This window comes from Streptococcus infantis, assembly GCF_047460875.1.
GTDB lineage: Bacteria > Bacillota > Bacilli > Lactobacillales > Streptococcaceae > Streptococcus > Streptococcus infantis_AA.
This window is the reverse complement of record NZ_JASHFI010000001.1, coordinates 117,635-136,633: the sequence shown is the minus strand read 5'-3', so window position 1 is coordinate 136,633 and position 18,999 is coordinate 117,635. Positions and strand designations below refer to the sequence as shown.

General features: G+C 36.5%; 16 protein-coding genes. 14 read left to right on the top strand and 2 right to left on the bottom strand.

What is annotated here, in order from left to right; genetic code table 11:
- Position 1 precedes the first annotated feature (1 nt).
- The 14 genes from QM887_RS00625 to QM887_RS00560 all read left to right on the top strand — a co-directional run bounded on the left by QM887_RS00625 (position 2) and on the right by QM887_RS00560 (position 15,258).
- Positions 2–2,110: an AAA family ATPase gene (locus tag QM887_RS00625; protein WP_414270053.1), complete on the top strand. Its 2,109-nt coding sequence runs from the start codon at positions 2–4 to the stop codon at positions 2,108–2,110.
- A gap of 28 nt (positions 2,111–2,138) precedes the next feature.
- Positions 2,139–2,831 (top strand): YjjG family noncanonical pyrimidine nucleotidase, encoded by a 693-nt coding sequence (locus tag QM887_RS00620; RefSeq protein ID WP_414270052.1) that lies wholly within the window; start codon positions 2,139–2,141, stop codon positions 2,829–2,831.
- 29 nt (positions 2,832–2,860) lie between these two features.
- Positions 2,861–3,772, top strand: a complete 912-nt coding sequence (locus QM887_RS00615; protein WP_414270051.1) for a hypothetical protein — start codon at positions 2,861–2,863, stop codon at positions 3,770–3,772.
- A gap of 120 nt (positions 3,773–3,892) precedes the next feature.
- Positions 3,893–4,648 carry a DUF4336 domain-containing protein gene (locus QM887_RS00610; RefSeq protein ID WP_414270050.1) on the top strand — a complete coding sequence of 252 codons (756 nt, stop codon included), beginning with the start codon at positions 3,893–3,895 and terminating at the stop codon, positions 4,646–4,648.
- Between the two features lie 11 nt (positions 4,649–4,659).
- Positions 4,660–5,313: a uracil-DNA glycosylase gene (locus QM887_RS00605; protein WP_414270049.1), complete on the top strand. Its 654-nt coding sequence runs from the start codon at positions 4,660–4,662 to the stop codon at positions 5,311–5,313.
- Positions 5,314–5,322: 9 nt separating this feature from the next.
- Complete coding sequence (locus tag QM887_RS00600) at positions 5,323–5,787, top strand: NUDIX hydrolase (RefSeq protein WP_001135775.1); 465 nt, start codon at positions 5,323–5,325, stop codon at positions 5,785–5,787.
- 12 nt (positions 5,788–5,799) lie between these two features.
- A complete protein-coding gene (locus QM887_RS00595; protein WP_414270048.1) occupies positions 5,800–7,071 on the top strand; it encodes a dihydroorotase in 1,272 nt (423 codons plus the stop codon).
- A 10-nt stretch (positions 7,072–7,081) separates the two neighbouring features.
- Positions 7,082–7,342: a hypothetical protein gene (locus tag QM887_RS00590; protein WP_075228585.1), complete on the top strand. Its 261-nt coding sequence runs from the start codon at positions 7,082–7,084 to the stop codon at positions 7,340–7,342.
- Between the two features lie 11 nt (positions 7,343–7,353).
- Positions 7,354–8,694 carry an MATE family efflux transporter gene (locus QM887_RS00585; RefSeq protein ID WP_414270047.1) on the top strand — a complete coding sequence of 447 codons (1,341 nt, stop codon included), beginning with the start codon at positions 7,354–7,356 and terminating at the stop codon, positions 8,692–8,694.
- A 180-nt stretch (positions 8,695–8,874) separates the two neighbouring features.
- Positions 8,875–9,843 carry a thiamine pyrophosphate-dependent dehydrogenase E1 component subunit alpha gene (locus QM887_RS00580; protein WP_414270046.1) on the top strand — a complete coding sequence of 323 codons (969 nt, stop codon included), beginning with the start codon at positions 8,875–8,877 and terminating at the stop codon, positions 9,841–9,843.
- Positions 9,844–9,859: 16 nt separating this feature from the next.
- Complete coding sequence (locus QM887_RS00575) at positions 9,860–10,852, top strand: alpha-ketoacid dehydrogenase subunit beta (RefSeq protein ID WP_006150669.1); 993 nt, start codon at positions 9,860–9,862, stop codon at positions 10,850–10,852.
- Positions 10,853–11,423: 571 nt separating this feature from the next.
- A complete protein-coding gene (locus QM887_RS00570; RefSeq protein WP_414270045.1) occupies positions 11,424–12,467 on the top strand; it encodes a dihydrolipoamide acetyltransferase in 1,044 nt (347 codons plus the stop codon).
- A gap of 39 nt (positions 12,468–12,506) precedes the next feature.
- Positions 12,507–14,210 carry a dihydrolipoyl dehydrogenase gene (gene lpdA / locus QM887_RS00565; protein WP_414270044.1) on the top strand — a complete coding sequence of 568 codons (1,704 nt, stop codon included), beginning with the start codon at positions 12,507–12,509 and terminating at the stop codon, positions 14,208–14,210.
- Positions 14,211–14,268: 58 nt separating this feature from the next.
- Positions 14,269–15,258: a lipoate--protein ligase gene (locus QM887_RS00560; RefSeq protein WP_414270043.1), complete on the top strand. Its 990-nt coding sequence runs from the start codon at positions 14,269–14,271 to the stop codon at positions 15,256–15,258.
- A 72-nt stretch (positions 15,259–15,330) separates the two neighbouring features.
- On the opposite strand, the gene xerS is transcribed toward QM887_RS00560, so the two are convergent.
- Positions 15,331–16,401 (bottom strand): tyrosine recombinase XerS, encoded by a 1,071-nt coding sequence (gene xerS / locus QM887_RS00555; RefSeq protein ID WP_414270042.1) that lies wholly within the window; start codon positions 16,399–16,401, stop codon positions 15,331–15,333.
- Between the two features lie 320 nt (positions 16,402–16,721).
- Entirely contained in the window at positions 16,722–18,998 is a 2,277-nt protein-coding gene (locus QM887_RS00550; RefSeq protein WP_414270041.1) for a zinc-ribbon domain-containing protein, read from the bottom strand.
- Position 18,999: the final 1 nt, after the last annotated feature.

Sequence of the window (18,999 nt, the reverse complement as noted above, 5' to 3'; positions counted from 1 at the left end):
TATGGAGTTAATAGGATTAATAATTAAAAAATACAACAATATTTCATGGAATGAGCCAATTATTTTCAATTCGAACTATACAATAGAGTGGAGAAATCAACATTTAAAAGTTAACAAGGTTGAGGATTCAGTTCCAAATTTTTATGGAGACAGTATAAGTAATATAACCGCAATTGTTGGGAATAACGGTGTTGGTAAGACAACTATTTTGGATTTGATTGGATGTACTAAAGAGGAGAGAAAATATCATGCTTTTGATTCTTCTTATTGTTTAATTTTTTGGGATAGCAATGTTTTATTGGAGATGTTTAATTTTGATATTGAAAGTATTGAAATCAATAGCCATATAGAGCAAATAAATAAACTTAAATACACAGGTATTTATAAATCAGATACAGTAGAGGATGGTCAGATAGACAATATGTATTATTTTCAATCTTCAAAAGTATTAAGAGGTTACGAGGATTATAATGGTTTAATTAAACGACGATATGGAAATAGTAAACAGTTCTCACTGAAAGATGCGAAATCCAAGTTTGATGCTTATAAACTACTTGTTGAAAAAAGATTCATTTCAAACAGTTCCAATTATAAATGGGAAATCAGAATAAATACTTTCGAAAAAACTTTAAATGATTTAACTGACTACTGTTTTAGAAAAGTACTTCCCTTGGATTGGAATCCTGAATATGATTTTAAAGAGTTTATTTCGGAATATGTATTTGAAGACAATATTTATCATACAAATGATAGAGAGCATAATTTGTATTTTGAGAATTTCTTGTATTTAGGTGATACCATTAAAGAATTGGTTGAGCTATATGACTTCGCTAAACAGAGAAATTATAACAACATAGATGAAGCACTAAAAGATGAAGAATTTCAAAAAAGATTCAAGAGACTAAGCATAGAATTTAAACGCTTTGTAGTATTTAACAGATTTGGATTTATATTTAAGGGTTTTTTTGGTAGAGTTTCTTTTGAAGAATTCTTAGAAAAAGGGTTAGCTTTATCTTTCAATGAGTTGCAGATTCTAAATGTTCTCTCTGATACATATATGTATATTCGAGATTTATATTTCCCAAATTATAATAAGGTATCTAATGCAGATGACATAGTAGCTAATTGGGAAATTCTTTTTGAAGATATAACTATTTTTTTTACTCAACTTTTAGACAAAGATTTTGTGAGGGAAGATGACGGAGAATTTGTTGGAGAACACCTACCTTATGATAAATGTAGAGATTTGGGTGTAGAACCTAGCAATGATATTATTGAATATATTAATTTCACAGCTAGGTTTTTAAGAGAGTTTTATCAGATTAATGATAATCTCAAATCAATTGATGCTCAGAGTTGTATTGTAAAAATAGATTTTGAAGATCAATCAGTTAAAGATTTTATAGATGAATTAAAAACTAATATTGATATTACAGAGAGAAGGAAAATAGATTTAATAAATGAACGAGGTGAGACAAACTGGTTTCAAGTTAGGGAAGTTACTTCAAAAGGTGAGAAGAACCTACTTGATTTAGTTGCTTTGGTAAAAACTAGATCATTTGAAGGTAATAATATAATTCTTGTAGATGAAATTGAAGAAGGTCTTCATTTAGAATGGTCTAGACGTTTAATAAATTTTTTAATCAATGAATTTAATAAAGTTTCAAATTCAAAAATTCAATTTATTTTTACTACACATTCTCCTTTTATGTTATCTGATATCAAGAATGGAAATGTTATTTGTTTAGTAAAAGATGAAGATGATGTGAGAGTAGAATTAATGAGGAATACATTTGCTAAGAATATACAGGAAATAATGCATGATGATATGTTTATTAAGGATATCTACGGTGAATTTGCGATTTCTAAAATAAATAACATTATCAAAGAACTTGATCCTCTTCAAGACATAAACAACCATGTAAACTATTTAACTAAGGAAAGCCTACTATCAGAGATTGATATGATTTCAGAGCCGTTACTAAGAAATAAATTATACGAAATGTATGAAAAGAAGTTTCAAGAAAGTACGATTGAAAACAGAATTAAACAACTAAAATCGGAGTTAGAAAAATTAGAAGCAGAGAAAAGTAACAATTTATTAAATTAAAAATTTTTTAGAAAGGAGAAACATTAAATTGAAATACAAATTTCTATTCTTCGACCTCGATCATACCTTACTCGATTTTGATGCTGCTGAGGATATAGCTCTGACGCAACTCTTAGAAGAAGAAGGAGTAGAGGATATCCAAGCTTACAAAGATTATTATGTGCCTATGAACAAATCACTTTGGAAGGATTTGGAACAGAAAAAGATTACAAAATCAGAATTGATCAATACACGTTTTGCAAAATTGTTTGCTCACTTTGGTATTGAAAATGATGGGTCCTACTTAGCTGAGCGCTACCAGTTTTTCCTATCAAAACAGGGACAGACTTTCCCAGGTGTCGAAGAATTATTAAGAAAATTGATAAGTCAAGGTTATGAGCTTTATGCTGCAACAAATGGAATCACCTATATTCAAACAGGTCGTCTAGAACAATCTGGAATCGCACCATATTTCAAGGAAATTTTCATATCAGAACAGCTCCATACCCAAAAACCAGATGCTGAATTTTATGAAAAAATTGGAGCTCGAATCCCTAACTTTGATAAAAATCAGACCCTTATGATTGGTGATTCTTTGTCAGCTGATATTCAGGGTGGAAATAATGCTGGCATCGATACCATCTGGTATAATCCTCATCATCTGGAAAATAAGACACAAGCTCAGCCAACTTATGAAGTTCATTCTTACAAAGATTTGCTGAATTGTTTGGGGAAAATATAAAGATGCCAAAATAAAAGGGGGATAAAATTATGGGAACATGGGATGCAACGATTTTTGGAAATGACACTTCCTCAGATATTAAAGAAGAATTCTTCGAGAGATACAATCAAGGAGAAGATGCAATTACAATCAAAAATGACCTGACATCGGATTTATACGATGACGATATGTATGATGTCTTGTTCGCCTTAGCACACTGTTTATGGGAAGTTGGGCAATTAGATGATGAATTTTTGCTTGAAATCAAAGAGATCATTATCAACAAAGAGGATTTAGAACTTGCCCAAGAATTAGGTGCAGATAGTGAATTTTTAGAACAAAGAAGTGAAAATCTAGAAAAGTTTTTAGAAAAGATAAGTGTAAAAAAAGACAAGCCAAAAAAGAGAATTGCTCCACCTGTTCATGTAGAAAGCAAATATAGGAATGGTGCTGTGATGGTGTTTCAGTATGAAGATGGCATGTATGGTGCTTTGATAGCGGTAGATGGAGCTTTCTTTGATAAGGAAACCTATTATGCTTATCTGCAGACTGATATTAAAATGACCAGAAAACCCACTATGGAAGATGTGAGATCAGCACGAATTATCGATCCAAGTTTTCATAGTGCAGAATACAATTCATTTCGTGACTCTAAGTATTACTACTCTTTTGTAAATTGTATTTCAGGCTATCTAAAAAGTTCTGCAACTAAAAAATTTGAAAAATACAATGATAGTGTTTTTGAAATAATAGGCTATCTTTCAGATTGGGGGAGTTGCTGGAGTGCGGCTTCTGGAGGATTTGATTACTATAAACAAAAATCAAGTGATGAGTTTAAGATAAGCGCTGTAAAGGAATTGAATAAAAGATTTGATGAAAAACTTAATACTCGAACAGAATTGATTATTGATGAAATTGACAAAGAATTTATCCTTTCTAATATGAGAAATGGGGTTGAATAAAGGCTCTTTAGTATAAATTCTTTCTAAAACTTCTCAAATCTCAATAGATACTTTTAAAAGTGGTTTAGATAGCCACTTTTTGCTATAATAGAGGCAGTATTAACGAAGGAGTAGTTAACGATGTCAAGGCCAGAACTTTCTCTTTATGAACCATTGTATTCACTAAAGGAAGTTGATCAAAATATCTGGATAGTAGACGGTGATTTGATACAAATGGATATGAAGGTCTTCAAACTTCCTTTTCAGACACGTATGACGGTGATTAAGTTAAATGATGGCAAACTTTGGATTCATTCTCCTATTGCGCCAAATGAGAAACTTTTTACTGAACTAGACGCTTTGGGCAAAGTCGCTTACCTGATTTCACCAAATAAGATTCACTACGCCTATATTGCAGATTGGAGAAAAAGATATCCTCATGCGCAAGCATGGTCTGGTCCAGGAGTTGAAGAGAGAGCGAAAAGTCAGAATGTCAAGGTGAAATTTGAAGCTTCCTTAACAGATAAGGCTCCTGACTTATGGTCTGATGAGATTGAACAGCTTATTTTTAAGGGAAGTTCTGTCATCGAAGAGGTCGTGTTTTTTCATAAATCAACTAAAACACTTATTGTAACAGACCTTATAGAGAATTTTGAACCAGAAAAAATAGCTAGTCCAATCCGCAGAAAAATCTATCGTTTAGCTCGTGTAACAGCCCCTGATGGTCAAACTCCTATCGATTATCGGATGACTTTTTTAGGAAGACAAAGGGAAGCAAAGGTTTCCTTTTCCCGTATGTTAAACTGGAAACCGGATAAAATCATACTCGCACATGGTTTATGCTTTTTTAAAAATGGTACGGATGAATTAAAACGTGCTTTTAGATGGATACTATAAAGGAGATTAAGATGCAACACTCATCCTGGCATGCTTTGATTAAAGAGCAATTACCTGAAGGTTATTTTGGGAAAATCAATCATTTTATGGAGCAGGTTTATGCTCAGGGAACAGTTTATCCACCAAAGGAAAAAGTTTTTCAGGCTCTTTTAACAACTCCTCGAGAAGAGGTTAAGGTAGTGATTCTGGGACAGGATCCCTATCATGGGCATGGTCAAGCTCAGGGCTTGAGTTTTTCAGTTCCAGATACTATTCCAGCACCTCCTTCTTTGCAAAATATTTTAAAAGAACTTGCGGATGATATTGGGGTAAAACCGTCTCATGACTTGACCTCTTGGGCGGTGCAGGGTGTTTTGCTTCTTAATGCTTGCTTGACTGTCCCTGCTGGCCAGGCTAATGGTCATGCTGGTCAAATATGGGAGCCTTTCACCGATGCAGTGATTAAGGTTGTCAATAATTTAGATAGACCAGTAGTATTTGTTCTTTGGGGTGCTTATGCACGTAAGAAGAAGGCCTTGGTTACAAATCCTCAGCACTTGATTATCGAATCAGCCCACCCGAGTCCGCTTTCAGTTTACAGAGGATTTTGGGGTTCCAAGCCTTTTTCTAAGGCCAATGCATTCTTAAAAGAAAGTGGACAAGAGTCAATTGATTGGCTTAGATAAGGAGAGAATATGCCTCAGTTAGCGACAATTTGCTACATTGATAACGGGAAAGAGCTACTCATGCTTCATCGCAATAAAAAGCCCAATGATGTCCATGAAGGGAAATGGATCGGTGTAGGTGGAAAGTTAGAACGGGGGGAAACTCCACAAGAATGTGCTGCTCGTGAAATTTTAGAAGAAACAGGTCTGAAAGCCAAACCAGTACTAAAAGGAGTGATCACCTTTCCAGAATTCACACCAGATTTGGACTGGTACACCTACGTCTTTAAGGTAACAGAATTTGAAGGAGAATTGATTGACTGTAATGAAGGGACCTTAGAATGGGTTCCTTATGATGAGGTTTTAAGCAAACCAACCTGGGAAGGAGACCACACCTTCGTAGAGTGGCTCTTAGAGGATAAGCCTTTCTTTTCAGCAAAGTTTGTTTATGATGGCGATAAATTATTGGATACCCAAGTGGATTTCTACGAATAAAGGAGTAAAGCGATGTTAGTAATCAAAAACGGCCGTGTGATGGATCCCAAGTCTGGTTTGGATCAAGTCAGTGATATTTTAGTTGAAAATGGAAAAATCGTTAAAATCGCTCCTCGAATCGATGTTGAGGGAGTTCAAGTAATAGATGCTACTGGTCTTGTGGTTGCGCCTGGCTTGGTGGATATCCATGTTCATTTCCGTGAACCTGGTCAAACTCATAAGGAAGATATCCATACAGGAGCACTAGCAGCAGCTGCAGGTGGATTTACAACTGTCGTTATGATGGCTAATACCAATCCAACTATCTCAGATGTTGAGACTTTAGAGGGAGTTCTTCAATCTGCAGCTAAGGAAAAGATTAACGTTAAGTCTGTAGCTACAATTACCAAAAATTTTAATGGTCAAGACTTAACTGATTTTAAAGCCCTTTTAGAAGCAGGGGCAGTTGGTTTTTCTGATGACGGGATTCCTCTTGAAAGTAGTAAAGTTGTCAAGGAAGCCATGGAAGAAGCGAAAAAACTAAATACTTTTATTAGTCTTCACGAAGAAGATCCTGGCCTGAATGGTACGCTTGGTTTTAATGAAAACATTGCTAAAGAACACTTCCATATTTGTGGTGCTACAGGGGTTGCAGAGTATGCAATGATTGCACGTGATGTCATGATTGCCTATGCAACTAAGGCTCATGTTCATATTCAGCATTTGTCTAAGGAAGAAAGTGTCAAGGTTGTGGAGTTTGCTCAAAATTTGGGAGCTAACGTAACTGCAGAAGTAGCTCCACAGCATTTTTCGAAGACTGAAGCTCTGCTTTTGACTAAAGGAAGTAACGCTAAGATGAATCCACCTCTTCGTTTGGAATCAGACCGACGTGCAGTTATTGAAGGTTTAAAATCTGGAGTCATTTCTGTCATTGCTACTGACCACGCGCCTCACCATGCTGACGAAAAAAATCTTGAGGATATTACCAAAGCGCCATCAGGTATGACAGGTTTGGAAACTTCTTTGTCACTAGGTTTAACCTACTTGGTGGAAGCTGGCGAGTTGAGTTTGATGCAGTTACTAGAAAAAATGACTGTTAATCCAGCTAAATTGTATAATTTTGAAGCAGGTTATCTATCAGAAAACGGTCCAGCTGATATTACGATTTTCGATGATAAAGCTGACAGAATCGTTGACACGCATTTTGCTTCTAAAGCAGCTAATTCACCATTCATTGGTGAACAATTAAAAGGGCAGGTTAAATACACTATCTGTAAGGGACAAATCGTTTATCAAGCAGATTAGGAGCTTGAGGATGAATTATTTTCGTAAACTTAGAAATCGTAAACGAAATGCTTGTCATGGAGTATATTGTCCAGCCGCTAACCGTGCTAAAATTCAGTATGAAACCAAGGAAAAAGCTGATCATGCCGTAGACTATGATAATGGTGGCTTGGTTAGAAGCTATTATTGCGCCTCATGTAATTGTTGGCACACGACATCAAAAGCTAGTAATTCACCCTTGAGCTTGAGAAAATACGGCTTAAAGCTTTTTGGCTTGGATGAAAAGGAGTAGAAAGAGTAGGTATGCATACAACAGAAACTATTAAAGATAAAATTATCTTATTTTTAAAAATATTCTTTCCGATATTGATTTACCAATTTGCTAATTATTCGGCCTCCTTTGTTGATACAACAATGACGGGTCAGTATAATACACTGGATCTGGCAGGAGTTTCCATAGCTACAAGCTTATGGAATCCTTTTTTTACCTTTCTGACAGGGATTGTATCAGCCTTAGTACCTATTATCGGACACCATTTGGGCCAAGGACAGAAGAAAGAGGTTGCTTCAGATTTTTATCAATTTATTTATCTATCTTTAGCCTTATCCCTTATTCTTTTTCTACTAGTCTTCTTTTTAGTACCAGTTATTTTGGGATACATGGGATTAGAGACAGCTGTAGCAAGTGTAGCAACCCGTTATTTATGGCTACTAGCTATTGGTATTATCCCGCTCTTACTTTTCAGTGTGATACGTTCGCTACTTGATACGCTAGGACTGACAAAATTGTCTATGTATCTCATGCTTCTTTTACTTCCTTTAAATAGTGGATTTAACTATTTACTAATATATGGAGCATTTGGAGTACCTGAACTTGGAGGTGCAGGTGCAGGTCTCGGTACCTCACTTGCCTACTGGGCTTTGTTATTGATTTCTATCTTAGTCTTGTTAAAACATAAAAAGCTTAAGGAATATCATCTAGAAGTACCAATGCCCTTGCGAATAGAAAAAATCAAAGAAGCTATCCGTCTTGGGTTACCAATTGGTGGAACTGTCTTTGCTGAAGTAGCCATTTTTTCAGTAGTCGGCTTGATTATGGCAAAGTTTTCATCTCTCATCATCGCCAGCCATCAGTCTGCTATGAACTTCTCAAATCTCATGTATGCCTTTCCTATGAGTATCTCAACAGCCATGGCTATTGTTGTTTCCTACGAAGTAGGGGCTAGACGCTTAAACGATGCTAAGCAATACATACTTATTGGACGTTTAACAGCTATGATTTTCGCGATTTTAACACTTAGTTTCCTTTATATTTATCGTGAGAATGTTGCTAGTCTCTATGGTCAAGATCCCGATTTCATTCAATTGACAGCTTCTTTTATGACCTATAGTTTGTTTTTCCAATTAGCTGATACCTTCGCAGCACCTCTGCAAGGAATTTTACGTGGCTACAAGGATACGGTTGTTCCCTTCTATCTTGGACTTCTCGGATACTGGGGTGTAGCCATTCCACTGGGATTAGTCTTAGATCACTGGACAGGCTTAGGCGCCTATTCTTATTGGATTGGTTTAATTGTTAGTCTGGTGATTAGTGGTATACTTTATCAGTGGCGTTTACAAGTTATTATGAAAACAATCAAATAATTTGATGAAAAAAACTGGAAAAACTGTTTGTGAAATAGTTATTTTATGTAAAGAAAAGTCTTGATTTCATTGACTTTTCTTTTTTTACATTGTGAAAAATTAGCAAGCATAATCTTTGACTCTAGTTAACCTATCAGTTAGAATAGAACTATAAGAAATTAAACTTAGAAAGGCAAGATTATGTCAACTTTAGATAAGAATCTTTTGCTTGAGATGTTCCGTAAGATGGAAGAAATTCGTCGTATGGATTTAAAAATTGCTCAATTAGTAAAAAAAGGTAAAGTGCCAGGTATGACGCACTTTTCTGTTGGTGAGGAAGCTGCTAACGTTGGGGCTATGTTGGCTCTAAACGAGGATGACCTCATCACCTCAAATCACCGTGGTCACGGACAAGCTATTGCTAAAGGAATCGACCTTAATGGTATGATGGCTGAAATCCTTGGTAAGTATACGGGAACTTGTAAAGGTAAAGGTGGATCAATGCACATCGCCGACCTAGATGCAGGTAACCTTGGTGCCAACGGTATCGTAGGTGGTGGTATGGGAATCGCAGTAGGTGCAGCCCTTACTCAACAAATGAAAAACACTGGTAAAATCGTTGTCTGCTTCTTTGGTGATGGAGCGACTAACGAAGGTGTATTCCACGAAGCTGTTAATATGGCTTCAATTTGGAATCTTCCAGTAATTTTCTACTGTATCAATAACGGTTATGGAATCTCTGCTGATATTAAGAAAATGACAAATGTCAAGCATATCCATGAGCGTAGTGCTGCTTACGGTATTCCAGGAATGTTTATCGAAGACGGTAATAACGTTATCGATGTCTACGAAGGATTTAAGAAAGCAGTTGACCATGTTCGTTCTGGTAAAGGTCCTGTCTTGATCGAAAGTGTAACTTACCGTTGGCTTGGTCACTCATCATCAGACCCTGGTAAATATCGTACACGTGAAGAAGTCGATGAGTGGAAAGAAAAAGATCCAATCGAAAACCTTCGCAAGTACCTTGTTGAGAATAAAATTGCTAGTGCAGAAGAACTCGAAGAAATTCAGGCTCAAGTTAAGGAAGCAGTGGAAGTATCTGTTAAGTTTGCAGAAGAAAGTCCATTCCCTCCACTAGAATCAGCATTTGAAGATATTTACGCAGACTAAGGAGAAGTAGAGAAATATGGAAACAAAATTAATGTCTTTCCGCGATACCATTATCCTTGCAATGTCTGAGGAAATGCGTCGCGACGAAAATGTACTCTTGATGGGTGAAGATGTCGGTGTCTTCGGTGGAGACTTTGGCACATCTGTAGGTATGCTTGAAGAATTTGGGCCAGAACGAGTTCGTGACTGTCCGATTTCTGAAGCAGCTATTTCTGGTGCAGCTGCTGGTGCAGCTATGACAGGACTTCGTCCAATCGTTGATATGACTTTTATGGACTTTTCTGTTATTGCCATGGATAATATCGTCAACCAAGCAGCTAAAACTCGTTACATGTTTGGTGGTAAAGGTCAAGTACCAATGACAATCCGATGTGCAGCTGGTAACGGGGTAGGTTCTGCAGCTCAGCACTCACAATCCTTGGAATCTTGGTTTACGCACATCCCAGGATTGAAGGTTGTAGCTCCAGGTACACCAGCTGATATGAAAGGGCTTCTTAAGTCTTCTATTCGCGATAACAACCCTGTTATCATTCTTGAATACAAATCAGAATTTAACCAAAAAGGTGAAGTGCCAGTTGATCCAGACTACACGATTCCACTTGGAGTTGGGGAAATCAAACGCGAAGGTACTGATGTAACAGTAGTAACATATGGTAAAATGCTTCGTCGTGTTATGCAAGCAGCTGAAGAGTTAGCTGAAGAAGGGATTTCAGTAGAAGTAGTAGACCCACGTACTTTGGTTCCACTTGATAAAGACATCATCATTAACTCAGTTAAGAAAACTGGAAAAGTAGTTCTTGTCAACGATGCCCACAAGACAAGTGGTTTTATCGGTGAGATCTCAGCTATTATCTCAGAATCAGAAGCATTTGATTACTTGGATGCACCAATTCGTCGCTGCGCAGGGGAGGATGTGCCAATGCCTTACGCACAAAACCTTGAAAATGCAATGATTCCGACAGTTGAAAGCATCAAAGATGCAATCCGTAAAACTCACAACAAACAATAGCACATAATATAAATTATGTAAATAAAAATTATTTGAGATACTTTTTGTATCCAAGTAAGTTGAAAAGTTGCGACAGGAGAGAGTCGGTTCGATAATAACCGACGAACGACTTAGTAAGTCTACAAGGTTGACCGCCTAACAGCGGCAACCGTAGTAACTTGAGATACGTTTCGTATCCAAGTAAGTTGAAAAGTTGCGACAGGAGAGAGTCGGGTCGATATTAACCGACGAACGACTTAGTAAGTCGACTAGGTTGACCGCCTTATAGCGGCAACCGTAGTAACTTGAGATATATTTTGTATCCAAGTTGATTGTATAGTTGCGACAGTTTTTTGACGAATCGATAATATTTGACAAAAAACTTAGTAAGTCTACTAGGTTGGCCGCCTAATAGCGACAACCGTAGCAACTTGAGACACGTTCCGTGTCCAAGTTGCTTGTAGAGTTGAATCCGGACTGAGGACTGTGAAAAAAAGATAGATTTCCTCGTGTTCATCGAACACAGCGTCAATCTCCTATTTTTTCTTTGTCCTCTACGTCCTTGATATCTTAGTATAGAATAGGAGAGGTCATGGCTGATGATAAGCTAAGAGCGACTCCTGCAGCTAGAAAATTAGCAGATGATTTAGGAATCAATCTCTATGACATTTCTGGCTCAGGCGCAAACGGTCGTGTCCACAAAGAAGACGTGGAAACATATAAAGACACTAACGTGGTTCGCATTTCACCACTCGCAAAACGAATTGCACTAGAGCATAATATTGCATGGCAGGAAATCCAAGGAACTGGTCATCGTGGCAAGATTATGAAGAAGGATGTTTTAGCTTTCCTTCCGGAAAATATTGAAAACGATACGATTAAGTCACCTTCTCAGATTGAAAAAGTGGAAGAAGTTCCAGATAACGTAACTCCTTATGGGGAAATCGAGCGTATTCCAATGACACCAATGCGTAAGGTTATTGCTCAACGTATGGTTGAGTCATACTTGACTGCACCAACCTTCACGCTTAACTATGATGTCGATATGTCTGAAATGCTTGCCCTTCGTAAGAAAGTCCTTGATCCAATCATGGAAGCAACTGGTAAGAAAATAACTGTTACAGACTTGCTTTCACTTGCGGTTGTTAAGACTCTTATGAAACACCCATACATCAATGCGTCATTAACTGAAGATGGTAAGACAATTATCACTCACAACTATGTCAACCTTGCGATGGCAGTTGGAATGGATAATGGTTTGATGACGCCAGTTGTTTATAATGCTGAAAAATTGAGTTTGTCTGAGTTGGTAGTTGCCTTCAAAGATGTTATCGGACGTACTTTGGATGGTAAACTAGCTCCTAGCGAATTGCAAAATTCAACCTTCACCATCAGTAACTTGGGAATGTTTGGTGTTCAATCGTTTGGTCCAATCATTAACCAACCGAACTCAGCAATCCTTGGGGTTAGCTCAACAATTGAGAAACCAGTTGTTGTTAATGGTGAAATCGAGATTCGTCCAATTATGAGTCTTGGTTTAACAATTGACCACCGTGTCGTAGATGGTATGGCTGGTGCTAAGTTTATGAAAGACTTGAAAGCTTTAATTGAAAACCCAATCTCAATGTTGGTTTAGAGAATTTGTTTTTAGAAATATAGATAAAGGAAGTAAGATATGGCCTTAGAAGTAATTATGCCAAAAGCCGGCGTGGATATGACAGAAGGACAAATCGTCCAATGGAATAAAAAAGTCGGAGAATTTGTAAAAGAAGGAGAAATCCTTTTGGAAATCATGACTGACAAAGTCAGCATGGAATTGGAAGCAGAAGAAGACGGTTACTTGATCGCTATCCTGAAAGGGGACGGCGAGACTGTACCTGTTACTGAAGTTATCGGATATCTTGGTGAAGAAGGGGAAAACATCCCATCAGCTGGAGCAGCTGCACCAGAAGCTAGCCCAGCACCTGCAGTAAGTGCTTCAAACGATGATGGTAAGAGCGATGATGCTTACGATATCGTCGTTATTGGTGGTGGTCCTGCTGGTTATGTGTCTGCTATTAAAGCAGCTCAATTAGGTGGTAAGGTTGCCCTTGTTGAGAAATCTGAACTTGGTGGAACTTGTTTGAACCGTGGATGTATCCCAACTAAGACTTACCTTCACAATGCTGAAATTATCGAAAATATCGGTCATGCTGCAAACCGTGGTATCGTTATTGAAAATCCTAACCTCACTGTTGATATGGACAAACTTTTAGAAACTAAATCTAAAGTTGTGAATACTCTTGTTGGTGGGGTTGCAGGACTTCTTCGTAGCTATGGAGTTGATGTTCATAAGGGTATCGGTACGATTACGAAAGATAAGAATGTCTTGGTAAACGGTACTGAATTACTTGAAACTAAGAAAATCATCCTTGCTGGTGGTTCAAAAGTAAGCAAAATCAATGTTCCTGGTATGGAATCATCTCTTGTTATGACTAGTGACGATATCCTTGAAATGAATGAAGTACCAGAAAGCCTCGTTATCATTGGTGGTGGAGTTGTCGGTATTGAGCTTGGTCAAGCCTTCATGACATTTGGTTCAAAAGTTACTGTTATCGAAATGATGGATCGCATTGTTCCAGCGATGGATGCGGAAGTATCTAAGAACCTTCGCTTGATTCTTGAACGTAAAGGTATGACTATCTTGACAGGTACTAAACTTCAAGAAATCATTGAAGAAGATGGCAAACTTCGTATCAAGGTTGAAGGAAAAGATGATATCATCGCAAATAAAGCTCTTCTTTCAATCGGTCGTGTTCCAGATCTTGAAGGAATCGGAGAAGTTGAGTTTGAGTTAGACCGTGGTCGTATCAAGGTTAATGAATACATGGAAACTTCTGTTCCAGGTATCTATGCACCAGGTGATATCAACGGTACTAAAATGTTGGCACATGCTGCCTTCCGTATGGGTGAAGTTGCTGCTGAAAATGCCCTTAAAGGAAATCACCATGTTGCTAAATTGAACTTGACTCCTGCAGCTATCTACACACTTCCAGAAGTAGCAGCAGTTGGTTTGACAGAAGAACAAGCCCGTGAGAAATATGATGTCCAAATCGGTAAATTCAACTTTGCTGCAAACGGACGTGCTATTGCATCAGATGCGGCTCAAGGATTTGTTAAAGTCATTGCAGACAAGAAATATGGTGAAATCCTTGGTGTTCACATCATTGGTCCTGCAGCTGCAGAGTTGATCAATGAAGCGTCAAGCATCATCGAAATGGAAATCACTGTTGAAGAAATGCTTAAGACAATCCACGGTCACCCAACATACTCTGAAGTTATGTACGAAGCATTTGCTGATGTTCTTGGAATGGCTATCCATTCACCTAAGAAAAAATAAAAATAGATAGACTAGACTGGAATTTGTTTCCAGTCTCTATCGTATTAGAAGGTATCTTATGAAATACATTATCAATCATTCAAACGAAACTGCTTTTAATATCGCTTTAGAAGAGTATGCTTTTAAACATCTCCTTGATGAAGATCAAATCTTTATTCTTTGGATTAACAAGCCTTCAATCATTGTCGGTCGTCACCAAAATACCATCGAAGAAATTAACCGCGACTATGTCCGTGAAAACGGAATTGAAGTGGTGCGTCGTATCAGTGGTGGGGGAGCTGTTTACCATGATTTGAACAACCTCAACTACACGATCATCTCAAAAGAAGATGAAAACCGTGCCTTTGACTTCAAGAGTTTTTCAACTCCAGTAATCAATACCTTGGCTCAACTTGGTGTTAAAGCTGAATTCACAGGTCGTAATGACCTTGAGATTGACGGTAAGAAATTCTGTGGAAATGCCCAAGCCTATATCAATGGACGCATCATGCACCATGGTTGCCTTCTCTTTGACGTTGATTTGTCTGTCCTTGCTAATGCACTTAAGGTATCTAAAGATAAGTTCGAGTCTAAAGGAGTTAAATCAGTTCGTGCTCGTGTGACCAACATTATCGATGAATTGCCAGAAAAAATTACCGTTGAAGAATTCCGCGATCTACTCTTGGAATACATGAAAAAAGAATATCCTGAGATGACAGAGTATGTATTCTCAGATGAAGAATTGGCTGAAATCAATCGTATCAAAGATACTAAGTTTGGAACTTGGGACTGGAACTATGGGAAATCACCTGAATATAACGTTCGTCGTGGTACTAAATTCCCAAGTGGTAAGGTTGAAATCTTTGCGAATGTTATTGAATCAAAAATTCAAGATATTAAGATTTACGGTGACTTCTTCGGTATTGAAGACGTAGCAGCTGTAGAAGAAGTTCTTCGTGGCGTTAAATACGAACGTGAAGATGTCCTTAAAGCCCTTCAAACGATTAATTTGGGACGTTATTTCGCAGGAATTACTGCAGAAGAAATTGCAGAGGCTGTTGTTGAATAAACAAAAAAAGAAGTTGGTTTTATCCAGCTTCTTTTTTTATAAATATATATTACATAATTTATATTATGTTTCTTATAAACTATCCAAGGCATTTTTCTGTTCGTCATTAACGATATGGGTATACAAGTCTGTTACTTGTGTGCTAGCATGTCCTAGCTGGTGGCTGACCAAAACTTGGGATTTGGTTGCGTCATAGAGACGCGTTGCAAGAGTATGACGAAGCTTATGGGGTGTCACACGAACTTTAAAGTCCTCTGAATACTTTGCTACCATCTTTTCAACACTAGAAGCGTCAATCCGATTTGGAACACCTCTATATAAGGTTAGAAAGAGGGCTGTATCCTTTTTTTCTGTCTTATAACGTTTATCTCGAATAGTGAGATATTGTTCTAAATAGGGTTTGGCAAAGGCAGCAACATTAACGGAGTCTCGTTTTCCACCCTTACGAGTGACGTCAATCACCATCATCTTAAGATTGAGATCTCGAAGATCCAGGTTAACTGCTTCAGAGAGGCGGACACCAGAGGCAAGAAGGAGTGCTATAATGGCTAAATCACGTTCTTTGTTTTTATTGAATGATGAAAGAGCGCGATTTGAGAGTTGTTGAGGGTACTCTTGGTCAATATAGTTAAGGAAACCTTCTGTCTCATCGCCTAAAAAGAGTTTTTGTTTGATATTTTCAGCTCGAGCGGCTAAGGTTTCTTTCTTTTTCTTGGTAGCAACCTTCTTCATGACGTTACGGTAGAAATAAGGTTCCCCTTGTTCATTTTCAACCTCTTCGGTCAAGTACTTATAGAGACTAGAAAGGGCAGAAAGTGTACGGTTAATGGTTGTTTGAGAAACCCCATTTTTAGTTGTGTTAGCATTAAGTAAGGGACGTTCACGTAAGTATAGAATGAAAGATTCCAAATCTTTCTTTGTCATGTTTTCTAAAACATCTAATGGGATATTGGCCATGGTGTCAGCATCCGATATACCAGATTCCAATACCCATGTGAAAAATCGATCGTATTCCTTGAGGTATTCGTACAAAGTCGTAAAACTGTATGGAACTGCCAGTTTCGATTGGTAGTATTCCAATACATACCAAGGCATGACTTGTTTGAGTTTATCAATACGTTCTAATAAGATCTCGCGTTTCATGTTTTTCTCCAAATCTTTCTATACTAGTAGTATAGCATAACCAGATATATTTTTCAAGAAAATTATAGTTTTTCGGAAAGATGTTACAGAAGATATATAGGATTGTCTTAGTAAGGCTATAATAACCAAAAAAATTTTTTAAGCCAATTATACTCAATTATGTACTTTATTTAAGTGAACACTGGAATTTTTTACTACTCTCAATTCAGTTGAAAATGTACTTTATTTAAGTGAAAACTAAAAAATTTTCAAATGTACATTTTGACAATAAAAAAACACTCTAATATCAATTTAATGAAATTTAGAGTGTTTTTATTTATCTATATTTTTTCAAACTGTACAAAGTGTTCTTGCTTTCTTCTGTGGCCTTTGCAAATGGAACACGACCTTTTATTGCGTTTTTTGTATGCCATTCTTTCTTTTACTTGAATTTTGTAACGGTGATTAAGATTTTCTTGACATATCCACCATACAGGCAGAATACTCAACTCTGTAATTTCAGTTGGACTTACTATCAAGGAGTTATTTAGATAATCCCACTCATTCATTAGACTTTGTTGCGTTGTTGCTAAATCGTTAAATCCTTTTAATACTTTTTGATTTCTACAGTATGGACAAGAATTTTCTCTGTAAAATTTTTCTTTAATAACTTTCTGATATTCTCCAGTACATACAGGGCATTTCCACCATGCATTATATGTTGAATTTGCCCTTACTGAAGACATTTCTTGTTTATTTAATGATGACCATTCTTTAATTAACCAAGGATGTGTTGTTTCAAGATCATTATAACCTTTTGCAGTCTTCTTAAAAGAACAATATGGACAACATTGGTCGTTTTTGTGGCGATCAGAAATTTTTGCTTTAAAACTTCTGTGACATTTTCGACAAATCCAATTGGTTAAAGCATTTGAATTATAAAAGAAGGTATCAATATCACCATTCAGTTCTTTTACCCATTCATTGTTTAAGTACGGTTTAACATAGCTTAGTGTTTCATTTGGTTTAGGAATTTTTTTATTACAGTAAGGACATATAGAATTGAGACTATTAGAATTATTGTTTGTAAACACACCTAGAACAATCCCTAATCTCTCCTGAAATTCTAAATCACAACAATCACAAATCCAATTAAATATTTTATTCTCGGTTTCTGACGATTTCGTCACCTCATCAGGTTTTTCTACATTCTTGCTACTCCAAAGGTCACACAACTCAGGATAAGTATCTGCAATTGTATTATAACCTTTTAATGCTTGTTCATCATTACAATATGGACAGCTATCTATTACTTCTTTTCTTATTGGAATTGAACAAAGGTATTCACCTTGACAAACAGAACACTTCCACCAATATTTTTTTGTTTCGATGTGGCTCAATGCTAAATGAACAGGCAATCCATTTTTATCGCTCCATTCTTCCTGTAATTTTGGGAAATTATAGAGTATATCATTGTTAAAAACAAGTGTATCCCAATCACAACAATTAGGACAAGTTTGAAAATTACTATTCTCTAAGTCGGTTCTTAAAATCATTTCAATTGGACTACAATAAAAACTGACTTTGCAGCAAGGGCATTTCCAATTTATGCATTTAGAAGACTTATACCAGTATTCAGAAATAGGTTTATCATTACTTTTATCCCAAAATTTCTCTAAATAAGGATGAGTTTCTTGTAAAGTATTATATCCTTTTAACATCAATTTATTATCACAATAAGGGCAGCCTTCAAGATGCCTTTTGACAACACTACATTCATATTGACCATGACATTTAAAACACTGCCATCTTACTAAGATGTTGGATAAACTATCAATCATATTACTTTTTACATGAGTTGGAATAAATTGCTTAAAAAGATTTCTATCTGTATGTAATAGGGGGTTCGCTTTCACTTTAATTGGGGTATCGAATGTAGCTTTACAGTTAGTACAATAGAAACTATATCTTTTGATTCTTGAAATTAGCTGATCAATAGACAACTTAAAGATATGGTCACATTTGTCGCATTTCCAATTTCTAGGGATTGTAACATTGTCACTTAACTTCAAATCATTAAACTCTACATCGTTTTGCTCCCCTGGAAGATAAATTTTCCGAAGATTAGGGTATGCTTTAGTGTAAGGTACAAAATGTGTACTTTCATTACATCCGACATGAACAAGCTCTTGATTATGTTTATTGATTAATTTAGAAGTGTTTGCTACATCTTTCCAACCAACATGACAGGTAGGACATTTGAAGTGAAATAACCTCTTTGAAGAAAAAGATAAATTATCAATCTCTTCCTGAATGGTTTCTATATTTTCATAATGAAAGTTTATGTACCTTAGAAAGTTAGGAATCCTTGCAGATATAGAGTTTTCCCCTTTTATGAACACTTTTCCAAGCTCACATACAGGACAGATTTTTGAATGATTTTGAATATTCTTATAAGATTTTGATGTACTTGCTTTCCATTCATAAGAACAGGTAGGACATTTCCAGTTAATGTGTTTTTTACTGGTAATTGTTATTTTTTCTACATCTATTTTGATATTCTTGTCAAAGTCCCAATAGTTCAATAAGGCTGGAAAATCAGTGATTAAGTCTGACATT